The organism is Ruegeria sp. CDSA246 (assembly GCF_059611225.1).
The window spans coordinates 122,333-134,441 of the sequence record NZ_JBXWPD010000015.1; the positions used below are offsets into that span (position 1 = coordinate 122,333).

The following is a 12,109-nucleotide window of genomic DNA, read 5'->3' on the forward strand; positions in this document are numbered from 1 at the left end:
GAAACTCTCATCTCATGGCTTTTGAGACGATCATCGTCGAAATCGAAGACCACGTCGCCCTTATCAAGCTCGACAGGCCCGATGCGCTGAATGCGCTGAACTCACAGCTGGCGCAAGAATTGTGCACCGCATTGGAAGATGCGGATAGCAACGACAAAGTGCGCTGCATCGTCATCACCGGGTCGGACAAGGCGTTCGCGGCAGGCGCGGACATCAAGGAGATGTCCGAGATGAGCTTTGTCGATGTCTACAGCTCGAACCTGTTTGGTGCTCTGAACGACCGCGTGTGCGCGATCCGTAAGCCAATCATTGCAGCCGTTGCCGGATATGCGTTGGGCGGAGGGTGCGAACTGGCGATGCTGTGCGATTTCATCATCGCAGCGGACACTGCCAAATTCGGCCAGCCCGAGATCAATCTTGGCGTCATTGCCGGGCTTGGGGGCAGCCAGCGCCTGACGCGGTTTGTCGGCAAGTCCAAATCCATGGACATGAACCTGACCGGCCGTTTCATGGACGCAGAAGAAGCCGAACGCGCTGGTCTTGTCAGTCGTGTTGTTCCCGCCAAGAAACTGATGGATGAGGCGATGGGCGCAGCCCAGAAGATCGCCGAAAAATCGCAGTTGACCGCAATGGCAGCCAAGGAATCGGTAAACCGCAGCTATGAGCTGCCGCTGAGCGAAGGCATGCTGTTCGAACGCCGTGTGTTCCATTCGATGTTCGCGACCGAGGATCAGAAGGAAGGCATGGCCGCGTTCCTGGAAAAACGCGCCGCGCAATTCCGCGACAAGTAATCGGTGCCCTGATCAAATCGAAACCGGCGGGCCTTTGCCCGCCTTTTTCATACCAGCTATCCGCATCAAAAGAATCGGCTTGGCAAACCCGGCCAACTTGGATAGTAACCGCCGCTATACATGCGCGTGCGGCCCGCTTGGCCCGACTCACACTCGTGATTTCTGATCCGGTGCGGATATTCCGTGGCGCGCAACCCTAGACAACGTACCGAACCAAAGGTCAGAGACACACATGGCTAATTCGCCCCAAGCAAAAAAACGCGCTCGTCAGAACGAGAGCCGTTTCGCAATCAACAAAGCACGTCGTTCGCGCATCCGCACCTTCCTGCGTAAGGTAGAAGAAGCGATCGCATCCGGTGACAAGGACGCTGCAACCGCAGCACTGCGCGCAGCTCAGCCTGAACTGATGCGCGGCGTCACAAAAGGCGTTTTCCACAAGAACACCGCGTCGCGTAAAATGTCGCGTCTGTCGGCTCGTGTAAAAGCGCTGGGCTAAGATCTGGGTTGACCTCGGGTCAACCAAACAAGGTGAAATGATAGAAAATGCGCCGCGTCCTGCGGCGCTTTTTTTTTGCTGTTGCCGGAAAGCCGCGCCTTCACAAACCCGAGAGATTCTTTCGGCGAAAGATACGAGTCAATATCAGAGTTTCGTTGCCGGATGCCTTGGCCTCTTGCTACCACTGTTACAGCGATTCACTCGCTTGGGGGGACAGGCTGTTCCAACGACTAGACTGACGGGCATCAGGACGGTCAGGAACGAATGTTGGCAACTGGTTTGCTAATCTGCTGCGGTCCTTGGGTCACCAGGGAACCAAGCCCTGTCGAATATGAGATTGCGTTGCGCAACCCTGTTTTTAAGGCGTTCCGGGTATGGAGCGCCGGAAAATAGGGATGTGCGGACTTTCCAAAACACACCCGCCAAACTTCTGCGGTTTGGCGTTGGTTACCCTTTTGCGTGTGAAAGCTTAATCCGGGCAACCGGAAAATAGCAATAAGGCCGACAGGCCAATAAAGAATGGGATGCGTGAGGCGCTTAATGACACAAGAGAAATGGGGACTACTACGTAACAAGTTGCTCAAGGCCATCGGAAAAAACAACTACACGACCTGGATCGAACCTCTTGAATTCCAAGAGCTGCAGGACGGTGTAGCGGTGTTTTCCGTGCCGACAAATTTCATGGGCAACTATGTCAGTCAGAACTTTGCGGATCTCATATTGTATGAGATGAACACCGCAGGGGAAACGGTTCAACGACTGACCTTTCGCGTCGCTGCCAACTCACCGGCGCGCCCTAAGGCAGAGGCCGAATCCGAGCCGACAGTTGTGCGGGATGCACCTGTTGCGCCGCAGATGGAAGCCGCGAATGGGGCATTTGAGTCCTTGCAGGCCGCGCCGCTGGATTCCCGCTTTACCTTCGACAGTTTTGTCGTTGGCAAACCCAACGAACTGGCCCATGCCGCGGCGCGTCGTGTGTCTGAAGGTGGTCCTGTGACCTTCAACCCGCTGGTTCTTTACGGTGGCGTTGGTCTGGGTAAGACGCACCTGATGCACGCTATTGCATGGGAGCTGAAAACAAAGCACCCCGAGTTGAACGTGCTCTATTTGTCGGCGGAACAGTTCATGTACCGCTTTGTGCAGGCCTTGCGCGAACGCCGGATGATGGACTTCAAACATCTGTTCCGGTCGGTTGACGTGTTGATGGTGGACGATGTGCAGTTTATCGCCGGCAAAGATTCGACACAGGAAGAGTTTTTTCACACATTCAATGCGCTGGTAGACCAGAACAAGCAGATCATCATCTCGGCCGACCGCGCCCCGGGTGAGATCAAAGACCTTGAGGATCGGGTGAAATCGCGTCTGCAATGTGGTCTGGTGGTCGATTTGCACCCAACCGACTATGAGCTGCGACTGGGCATCCTGCAAAACAAGGTGCAGCAATACAGCAGCACATATCCCGACCTGACAATTGCCGATGGCGTCCTGGAGTTCCTGGCGCACCGGATCTCAACCAATGTTCGCGTGCTGGAAGGCGCTCTGACCCGTCTGTTCGCTTTTGCCTCGTTGGTGGGGCGCGAGATCGACATGGAGCTGACGCAGGACTGCCTGGCCGATGTGCTGCGCGCATCCGAGCGCAAGATCACTGTCGAAGAGATTCAGCGTAAAGTGTCAGACTATTACAACATCCGCCTGTCCGACATCATTGGGCCTAAACGCCTGCGGTCTTATGCCCGCCCGCGTCAGGTTGCGATGTATCTGTGCAAGCGACTGACCAGCCGGTCGCTGCCGGAAATCGGCCGCCGGTTCGGAGGACGTGACCACACGACTGTCATGCACGGCGTAAAACGCATCGAAGAGCTGAAAACCACAGACGGCCAGATTGCCGAAGATGTGGAAATGCTGCGGCGCGCGCTGGAAGCCTGAGCTCCTACCCATATCACGTTAGAAACGCCCCGGACCCTCACGCCCGGGGCGTTTTCTTGTGCGCTATTTTCCACGGATGGAAATGAACTGTGCCTGCTGGGCCACGCGGCCCTTGACGCTTTGGGCAATCCGACCGAGAAATCCATAAAAAATCCTTGTGCCTCAGGGCGGAACCGCTAACGTGCCAGTCCCGCCTATTTCGGCACGCAAGTCAGAGGAATTAAGGGTATGAAGATCAGCATCGAACGCGGCACCCTTCTCAAGGCCGTTTCCCAGGCCCAATCTGTTGTCGAACGCCGCAACACCATTCCCATACTTGCCAACGTTTTGATCGAAGCCGAAGGCGATCAGGCGATGTTCCGGGCGACCGATCTGGATATCGAAGTTGTCGACAAGGCGCCTGCGCAGGTCGAAAAAGCCGGGGCTACAACGGTCGCCGCAACGACTTTGCATGAGATCGTGCGCAAGCTTCCGGATGGCGCGTTGGTGACACTGACCGCCGACAGCGCCGCAGGTCGTCTGACGGTTGAAGCAGGCCGGTCGAATTTCTCATTGGCGACGCTGCCGAAGGAAGATTTCCCGGTGATGGCGTCCTCGGAATACCAGTCGAACTTTACGGCCTCGGCAGCCTTGCTGCGCCGGTTGTTCGATAAGTCGAAATTTGCCATCTCGACCGAAGAGACGCGTTACTATCTGAACGGCGTTTATATGCATGTGGCCGACGGATCCGATGGCGGCAAGGTGCTGCGCTGTGTGGCCACCGATGGCCACCGACTGGCGCGCATCGATGCGGATCTGCCCGATGGCGCTGCAGACATGCCCGGTGTGATCGTACCGCGCAAAACCGTGGGCGAACTGCGCAAGCTTCTGGACGACGATGAGATGGATATCGCTGTGTCGGTCAGCGAAACGAAGGTGCGATTTGCAACCCCGGATATCACGCTGACCTCAAAAGTGATCGACGGCACGTTCCCGGATTACACACGCGTTATTCCGCAGGGCAATACACGCCAGCTGGAAGTTGACGCGGCCGAGTTCGCACAGGCTGTGGACCGGGTTGCGACAGTTTCGTCCGAACGGTCTCGTGCCGTAAAGCTGCAGCTGGATACCGATAAGCTGGTGCTGTCGGTCAACGCGCCAGACAGCGGCGCGGCCGAGGAAGAACTGGCAGTCGCTTATGGTGATGAGCGCCTGGAGATCGGGTTCAACGCAAAATACCTGCTGGAAATCGCTTCGCAGGTGGATCGTGAGAACGCCGTTTTCCTGTTCAATTCAGCCGCCGACCCGACCCTGATGCGCGAGGGCGGTGACCAGAGCGCCGTGTACGTCGTCATGCCGATGCGCGTCTGATCGCACGGACGTGCGATGCCTCCGGCGGGAGTATTTTTGAAAAGATGAAGGGAGGGGTCATGGGTTTGGCCCTGACCGAGCTTACCGTCTCGCATTTTCGGTCCCACAAGCTGGCGCGACTGTCTTTGGATGGTCGGCCTGTTGCGATTCACGGGCCGAACGGGGCGGGCAAGACCAACATCCTGGAAGCGGTGTCCCTGTTTTCCCCCGGTCGCGGAATGCGGCGGGCCAGCGCGGCCGAAATGACCCGACGCCCCGAGGCGCTGGGTTGGAAACTGTCCGGGTTGCTGCAGGCGCAGGGGCGACATCACGAGATTGAAACCTGGTCTGAGGGCGGTGTCGCGCGGCAGGTTCGCATTGATGGCAAGGCGTCTAGCCAGATTGATCTGGGCAAGCTGGCGCGGATTGTCTGGTTGGTCCCGTCAATGGACCGGATTTGGATCGAGGGGGCCGAAGGACGTCGGCGTTTTCTGGACCGGATCGCGCTGAGTTTCGACCCAGCCCATGCTGAGGCGTCTTTGACTTACGAAAAATCCATGCGCGAACGGAATCGCCTGCTGAAAGAGCAGGTGCGGGACGCGCATTGGTATACCGCACTTGAAGGGCAGATGGCGGAGACTGGTCACCGCGTCCACGCGGCGCGACTTTCAGCGCTTGATCATCTGCGCGCGGCGCAGGATCAGGCGGAAACCGCGTTTCCATCGGCGGACTTGGAGTTGGTTCAGACTGAAGGTGCGATGCCGAAAACGGAAGCGGATCTGCGCGAAGCACTAAGTGAAAGCCGGTTCCGGGATCTGGCGGCTGGACGTACCCTGGTGGGACCACATCGGTCAGACGTGTACGGGGTGTTCGCTGCCAAGGGCGTTCCGGCCAAGGATTGCTCGACCGGTGAGCAGAAGGCATTATTGGTCTCATTGATCCTGTCGAACGCACGGGCCTTGGCGAGTATGATTGGCGCGCCCCCGATCGTGTTGTTGGACGAGGTGGCGGCGCATCTGGACGCGGATCGGCGCGCGGCGCTGTATGATGAGATTTGTGCGCTGGGCGCTCAGGCCTGGATGACGGGCACCGGGCCTGAGCTGTTTGCGGAACTGGGCGACCGAGCCCAATCATTGATCGTGAGTGATGGCTTTGAGGGCTCGGTCGTGTCCGCTTAGGCCGGCTCGCCGACCTTACGTTCCCACAGGAAGCCGCGCATGACTTCGTCAACCGGGGTTTTTGCCATGTGGTTCACGTAGTTCGACATGGTTTTTTGCGCCAGGCCGAGAACCACATCCAAAACTGCGCGGTGCGAGTAGCCCGCATCAAAGAACGCCTGCAGCTGTGCTTCGGTCGGGTTGCCGCGGGTTTCCATCATTTGCAGGGTGAAGGTGCGCAGTGCTTCAAGCTTGGCCGACGGCAGCGGGGTTTCATTGCGCAGGGCTTCGGTGATCTCGTCCGAAACCTTCATCATCTTGGCGATGCCGGTATGTGCGGGTACGCAATAGTGGCATTCGTTTTCCACGTTGATGGTCTGCCAGACGACGGTTTTTTCGTCGTTGTCGAAATCGGTCTGCATGAACAGGCCGTGCAGAACTTGATAGCCTTCAAGATGCTGGGGGCTTTCGGCCATGACCTTGTGCAGGCCGGGCAGGCGACCAAAAGCGGCCTGCGATTTCTCCAGCAACGGTTTGGACCCTTCGGGGGCGGATTCGAGATCATGTGACGGGAAATTGGCCATGTCGGAACTCCTTTTCTGGCGCGTTCAGGCAGAAATAGTCTTTCTTGAGTGATCACTCAAGTATATATTTGAGCAACCGTTCAAGAATTGGTGAAGATGATGCCTCGCAAACCCGAATATGACCGTGATGACCTGATTGCCCGGGCCAGGGATATCTTCTGGCGTCAGGGTTGGGCTGGCACATCCCTGAAAGACCTTGAACGCGAGTTGAAGTTGAAACCCGGCAGTTTCTATGCGGCATTTGGGTCCAAGGATGCTTTGTATGGGCTGGCACTGCAACGCTACGCACAAGAGGGTGTCGCGCGACTGAAGGCTCTGGCTGACCGGTTAGGACCATTGGAAGCTTTGAAGGCGCAGCCGCGTTTGGTGATCGAGGCCAGCGGAGCGCCAGCAAAAGCCTGCATGTTAGCTAAGACCTATGCTGAATTGCAGGCCAAGGATCACGAACTGGCGGGGCAGGCGGGTATCCTCATGTCCGAGATGAAGGCCTGTTTTGCGGACCTGTTCCGTCAGGCGCAAGAGGCCGAGGATATCGCCCTAAGCCACGATCCGAACCGACTGGCGACGCGCTATCAATCTGACCTTTTGGGGCTGCGGTTGTCGGCCGAGCGCAGTGATGTCGACGCCCATGAAATCGCAGCGGATATAGCGGCCGATATCGACCGTTTATAGGGATTCGGCAGTCAGCTGCCGAAAGAAACGAAATCACGCAAGACCGACACAAAATGTTGGGGTAGCGCGTGACAATCCCCCCCAGAAAACGTATAAGTTACCAAAATAATATAGGTACTGACGGCATGTCCGAAGACGCACAGGCACCCCAGGAATACGGTGCAGATTCCATTAAAGTTCTCAAAGGGTTAGAGGCAGTTCGAAAGCGCCCCGGTATGTATATCGGCGACACGGACGATGGCTCGGGCCTGCACCATATGGTGTACGAGGTCGTGGACAATGGAATTGACGAAGCTTTGGCCGGTCACGCTGACCATGTAACCGTCAAAATTCACGCCGACTCCAGTGTATCTGTCAGCGATAACGGCCGCGGAATTCCCGTCGATATTCACCCCGAAGAAGGTGTTTCTGCCGCCGAAGTGATCATGACCCAGCTGCATGCCGGCGGCAAGTTCGACAGCAATTCCTACAAGGTTTCGGGCGGCCTGCATGGCGTTGGCGTTTCGGTTGTGAACGCGTTGTCGAACTGGCTGGAATTGCGCGTCTGGCGTAACGGCAAAGAACACGTCGCACGGTTCGAGGGCGGTGAGACGGTTGAACACCTGAAAGTTGTCGCTGACTGCGGTGACCGGACCGGAACCGAGGTGCGGTTTCTGGCGTCGTTGGATACGTTCTCAAACCTGGAATATTCATTCGAGACGCTGGAAAAGCGTCTGCGCGAACTGGCCTTCCTGAACTCGGGTGTACGGATCATTCTGATTGATGAACGCCCGGCAGAGCGGTTGGAGACCGAGCTGTTTTACGAAGGCGGCGTCAAGGAATTTGTCAAATACCTGGACCGCTCCAAGACGTCCGCGATGCCCGAACCGATCTATATCAAGGGTGAGCGTGACGATATCGGTGTCGAAATCGCCATGTGGTGGAACGACAGCTATCACGAGACAGTCCTGCCCTTCACCAACAACATCCCACAGCGCGATGGCGGAACCCATATTGCCGGTTTCCGCGGTGCGCTGACCCGGACCATCAACAACTACGCCCAGACCAGCGGGATCGCGAAAAAGGAAAAGGTCAGCTTTACCGGCGACGATGCGCGCGAGGGTCTGACCTGTGTGCTGTCGGTCAAAGTCCCCGACCCTAAATTCTCGTCCCAGACCAAGGACAAGCTGGTGTCATCCGAAGTGCGCCCTGCAGTCGAAGGTCTGATGAACGAAAAGCTGGCTGAATGGTTCGAAGAAAATCCGAACGTGGCCAAGATTATCGTTGGCAAAATTATCGAGGCCGCTCTGGCACGTGAAGCTGCCCGCAAGGCGCGCGAGCTGACCCGCCGCAAAACGGCGATGGATGTGAATTTTCTGGCCGGTAAGCTCAAGGATTGTTCGGAAAAGGACCCGACCAAAACCGAAGTCTTCCTGGTTGAGGGTGATTCCGCGGGCGGATCAGCGCAAACGGGCCGCGATCGGCAAACTCAGGCAATTTTGCCTCTCAAGGGTAAAATCCTGAACGTTGAACGTGCACGGTTTGACCGGATGTTGTCATCTCAGGAAATCGGCAACCTCGTCATGGCGCTGGGTACCGGGATCGGGCGAGACGAGTTCAATATCGAAAAACTGCGCTATCATAAAATCGTCATCATGACCGATGCGGACGTCGACGGTGCGCATATCCGGACATTGCTGTTGACGTTTTTTTACCGGCAGATGCCTGAGCTGATTGAGGGCGGTTATCTCTACATCGCCCAACCGCCGCTTTACAAAGTGGCGCGCGGTAAATCCGAAGTGTACCTGAAGGATCAGGCGGCGATGGATGAATACCTGGTCAACCAAGGTGTCGAAGGGGCAGTTCTGAAGCTCGGTTCTGGCGAAGAGATCTTGGGTCAGGATCTGACGCGCATTGTCGACGAAGCGCGTCAGTTGAAGCGCGTTTTGGACGCCTTCCCAACCCATTATCCACGCCACATCCTGGAACAGGCCGCCGTTGCAGGTGCCTTCGTGCCAGGCGCGGTCGATGCGGATTTGCAGGGCGTTGCAGACAAGGTCGCCGCGCGTCTCGACCTCATCGCGCTGGAATACGAACGCGGCTGGCAGGGCCGGATCACACAGGATCACGGAATTCGTCTTGCCCGTATTTTGCGCGGCGTGGAAGAGGTGCGTACCTTGGACGGTCCGATGCTGCGCTCGGGCGAGGCGCGCAAGACCGGCAGCTTCACGCAAAGTCTGCAAGAGATCTACAACACCCCGGCTACGCTGGTCCGTCGCGACCGGTCACAGGCAATTCACGGCCCGTTGGATCTGCTGCGCGCCATTCTGGAAGAAGGTGAAAAGGGCTTGTCGCTGCAGCGCTACAAGGGTCTGGGTGAGATGAACCCGGATCAGCTCTGGGAAACGACGCTGGACCCGGACGCACGTACGCTTTTGCAGGTGCGGGTGGACGACATGGTCGAAGCGGATGATCTGTTCACCAAACTGATGGGCGACGTGGTGGAACCACGCCGCGAGTTCATCCAGCAAAATGCCCTGAGCGTGGAGAACCTGGATTTCTAGGATTTTGTAGGTTTGCGCATAGCACTTCGCACACCCCATAAGTTTGCGTAGTTCGCCCATAGTTTTGCGCTGTGCGTTTGTCTGCATTAGCGACGAATTCAATTAGTATATGGCTTAGTCGTTGCGGTAATGGCCCTTTGCATTGCTCAATCCCGCAAAGGGCCTCCCTAAGGAACCTGGGATTCTCGCGAAGGTCTGCGATGCGCAGAAAGCTGACTTTGCAAAGTATTGCGTACAGGTCGCAACAGAAGTCTATGTTCTCAGTATTCTGGGCCTAAGCTTCGCTGGCTCGGAAGTAGAGCAAGGGTTAAGATCAAAAAACTGATTGGAATATGGCGCGCTGGAGAGCTTTGAGCACCTACAAGACTTCTTGGCCATTTGCCCGCATCCGCCATGCGGTCATTCTCCGAAGAAGACGTTGGGGGTATCAAAAAAGGGGGAAGATTTGCGGTTTTAGTTTTCGGAACGACTTTCGATCAGTTCCCAACACCAACTGATCAGGAATGATAGCCCTCCGACTACGAAGACTACCATTGCTGCCGCTTCTATTCGGAAGACCGCAAACTCAAGCGTTGGGGCCGTCACCAACAGTGTGGCAATAGTAAAGAACATCGCGGTCCATAACGTGTTACCACCTATTCTGTGCACGCCTATGACAGCGGAAGCAAACCCAAGGATCAATAAGCCTTGATGAGACAAGCCGCTGAACTCCAAACATAGGGCTGCCAAAGACCCAAGCGCCACGCCAACACCAAACCGCAATGCAGCATCAGGCACTTTTTGAAGTGGAGCCAAGACGCGGAATACGAACAACAACGAAAGCCAATAGGATTTTTGGTTTCCGATTACGTGAGCGAGAAATGACGTTAGACTCATGCCGACAATTAAGAATAGCCAAACAGAAATTGCTTCCTTGAAAGTCATGGGAGATCGTATTGCTGAACCCGCCAAGTTAAGCCAAGCGCTGAGCAAACTACCGACTGTTGCCGCGGCCAGAAAAACCAAAACATGAACGGCAATACGCTCGTCGGGTGGGATCAGTAAGTACAAGAGCAATCCGTTCAATGCAGGAACTGTCGCAAAACCACCGTTCTTGTACCCTTCAAAAGCAGCCCAACTAATCAAGACAAAACCACACAGAAAGGCGATCCACTGAAGCGGGAAGAGTGTGCATAACAGTATGCTCACCAGCACCATCGCAAACGTTCTGGCGTTAGAAACAAGACTAGAAAAGACAGACCCTAAAAAACCAGCTGAATAACCCCCGACTGCCGCGATACCACCAAACGCAACGACCTGACCGCCAAGCAGTATGACGAGTACGGCTGTTGTACATATTGCCAACGCCGTACTCCAAGAGAGCAATCTTCCATCGAACTTAGTCGGCACCCTTGCTCCTCCAACTAGAGGCTCTTCGTCGTGAGTTCACTGTAGTCCATACGAAGCAGACCCTTTGAATATTCTGAGAATTTTCACTGGTCCCAAGTTTTTAACAGGTCAGTGTAATGCCATAACAGCTCGCATAGTATTGCGATGGGAGGCAGTCGGTCTGCACTATTTTTTGGCAACAGAAGCCCATTGGGTAATCCATTGATTGAATTCTCAGCCTTGTGCTATTGGGCGACGGGCGCCCAACCAGCTCTCTCTAAACCTTCAATAAATACCGCGCTTATCCCCGGATCGATATGTTGCGCCTTTAGCGCTTTGGCGGGGTCGCTGGCCAGCATAGGCCAGCCTGCGGCCATGCGCTCCAAATGGACACCCGCTGCCTCGCGATTTCCCATCCCTCCATACGCAACTGCCAAAAGGCCGTGTCCCACGCTGGAACCGTTGACCACTGATTTGCTAGCGGCATCGAACATCTGCTCCCACTCCTCGTTCATCATGTGTCCGATAGCCAGAATATGGTAGTAAAATGGGAGCGGCTCAACAGAGCGCTCGATGGCCTGTTCCATGAGGGGAACTGCCTCATCAAGGTAGCCGAGGTATCCCAATCGGGTTGCTAGGTGGCCGACTGCGTCCGGCGCATTGGGATTCAGCCTTACTGCCTCACGGGCGTAAGAAATCGAGGTGTCTAAGTTGCCCCGGATCTGCTCGATATGTGCCAGCGCCTTGTAACCCTCAACGCTTGAGAGGTCGATAGAAATTGCTCTCGCAGCAGCCTCGTAAGCCGAGTCGATCCCTGTCCCTGGCGCCAAATTCGCATCATAACCGTACCGCGCGGCGTCCAAGCGAAGGTATGCGAGCATAGCCCAAGCTTCGGCGTATCGCGCGTCTCTGGAAACAGCTCGCTCAAGACATTCCCTTGCAGCGGGATAAGTTGTTTCATTCATGGCAAGCCGGTAGCGATGCGCACGGGCGACACACGCATAGCTGTCGACGCTTGGGTCAATCTTTGCTTTGACAAGCGAAGAGTCGATGTCGCGATACACGACGCCGTAATCCTGGCCGATATAACTCGCAATCGAATCCGAAAGTTCGCCTTCGATAGAAATCAAGCTTCGCCCTGACAAGGGGACTTCGTAGGTATTGCTTGTCCGTCGTCAGGGATTTTGGGACAGATGGCGCTCTGATCTAAGAGAGGATGTGGCTCATCTGGTTGGTTTGATTA

General features: G+C 56.0%; 10 protein-coding genes. 7 read left to right on the forward strand and 3 right to left on the reverse strand.

Annotated elements, in window-relative coordinates; all coding sequences use genetic code 11:
- Nucleotides 1-14 precede the first annotated feature (14 nt).
- The 5 genes from acuK (at nt 15) to recF (ending at nt 5,720) form a co-directional block, all read left to right on the forward strand.
- Nucleotides 15-791, forward strand: a complete 777-nt coding sequence (acuK, locus tag AC2FI9_RS18480; protein ID WP_496726661.1) for an acryloyl-CoA hydratase — start codon at nt 15-17, stop codon at nt 789-791.
- Nucleotides 792-1,023: 232 nt separating this feature from the next.
- Entirely contained in the window at nt 1,024-1,287 is a 264-nt protein-coding gene (gene rpsT, locus AC2FI9_RS18485) for a 30S ribosomal protein S20 (RefSeq protein WP_496726660.1), read from the forward strand.
- Between the two features lie 540 nt (nt 1,288-1,827).
- Nucleotides 1,828-3,213: a chromosomal replication initiator protein DnaA gene (gene dnaA / locus AC2FI9_RS18490; RefSeq protein WP_496726659.1), complete on the forward strand. Its 1,386-nt coding sequence runs from the start codon at nt 1,828-1,830 to the stop codon at nt 3,211-3,213.
- Between the two features lie 228 nt (nt 3,214-3,441).
- A complete protein-coding gene (gene dnaN / locus AC2FI9_RS18495; RefSeq protein ID WP_496769684.1) occupies nt 3,442-4,563 on the forward strand; it encodes a DNA polymerase III subunit beta in 1,122 nt (373 codons plus the stop codon).
- A 59-nt stretch (nt 4,564-4,622) separates the two neighbouring features.
- Entirely contained in the window at nt 4,623-5,720 is a 1,098-nt protein-coding gene (gene recF / locus AC2FI9_RS18500; RefSeq protein ID WP_496769695.1) for a DNA replication/repair protein RecF, read from the forward strand.
- Here the strand turns inward: recF and AC2FI9_RS18505 are convergent.
- A complete protein-coding gene (locus tag AC2FI9_RS18505; protein WP_108861618.1) occupies nt 5,717-6,283 on the reverse strand; it encodes a carboxymuconolactone decarboxylase family protein in 567 nt (188 codons plus the stop codon). The two genes, recF and AC2FI9_RS18505, sit on opposite strands and share 4 nt — an antisense overlap.
- A 99-nt stretch (nt 6,284-6,382) precedes the next feature.
- Here AC2FI9_RS18505 and AC2FI9_RS18510 point away from each other — a divergent pair, with 99 nt between their 5' ends.
- On the forward strand, nt 6,383-6,955 hold the full coding sequence (locus tag AC2FI9_RS18510) for a TetR/AcrR family transcriptional regulator (RefSeq protein WP_496769686.1): 573 nt from the start codon (nt 6,383-6,385) through the stop codon (nt 6,953-6,955).
- A 125-nt stretch (nt 6,956-7,080) separates the two neighbouring features.
- Nucleotides 7,081-9,498 carry a DNA topoisomerase (ATP-hydrolyzing) subunit B gene (gene gyrB, locus AC2FI9_RS18515; protein WP_496724219.1) on the forward strand — a complete coding sequence of 806 codons (2,418 nt, stop codon included), beginning with the start codon at nt 7,081-7,083 and terminating at the stop codon, nt 9,496-9,498.
- Nucleotides 9,499-9,951: 453 nt separating this feature from the next.
- Here gyrB and AC2FI9_RS18520 read toward each other — a convergent pair whose 3' ends face one another.
- Nucleotides 9,952-10,887, reverse strand: a complete 936-nt coding sequence (locus AC2FI9_RS18520) for a hypothetical protein (protein ID WP_496752482.1) — start codon at nt 10,885-10,887, stop codon at nt 9,952-9,954.
- 224 nt (nt 10,888-11,111) lie between these two features.
- On the reverse strand, nt 11,112-11,996 hold the full coding sequence (locus AC2FI9_RS18525) for a hypothetical protein (RefSeq protein ID WP_496769689.1): 885 nt from the start codon (nt 11,994-11,996) through the stop codon (nt 11,112-11,114).
- Nucleotides 11,997-12,109: the final 113 nt, after the last annotated feature.

Excerpts from the sequence above, each read along its gene's own strand:
- gyrB (WP_496724219.1), top strand. The coding sequence starts at position 7,081 with ATGTCCGAAGACGCACAGGCACCCCAGGAATACGGTGCAGATTCCATT.
- acuK (WP_496726661.1), top strand. The coding sequence starts at position 15 with ATGGCTTTTGAGACGATCATCGTCGAAATCGAAGACCACGTCGCCCTT.
- dnaN (WP_496769684.1), top strand. The coding sequence starts at position 3,442 with ATGAAGATCAGCATCGAACGCGGCACCCTTCTCAAGGCCGTTTCCCAG.
- recF (WP_496769695.1), top strand. The coding sequence starts at position 4,623 with ATGGGTTTGGCCCTGACCGAGCTTACCGTCTCGCATTTTCGGTCCCAC.
- AC2FI9_RS18510 (WP_496769686.1), top strand. The coding sequence starts at position 6,383 with ATGCCTCGCAAACCCGAATATGACCGTGATGACCTGATTGCCCGGGCC.
- dnaA (WP_496726659.1), top strand. The coding sequence starts at position 1,828 with ATGACACAAGAGAAATGGGGACTACTACGTAACAAGTTGCTCAAGGCC.
- AC2FI9_RS18505 (WP_108861618.1), bottom strand. The coding sequence starts at position 6,283 with ATGGCCAATTTCCCGTCACATGATCTCGAATCCGCCCCCGAAGGGTCC.
- rpsT (WP_496726660.1), top strand. The coding sequence starts at position 1,024 with ATGGCTAATTCGCCCCAAGCAAAAAAACGCGCTCGTCAGAACGAGAGC.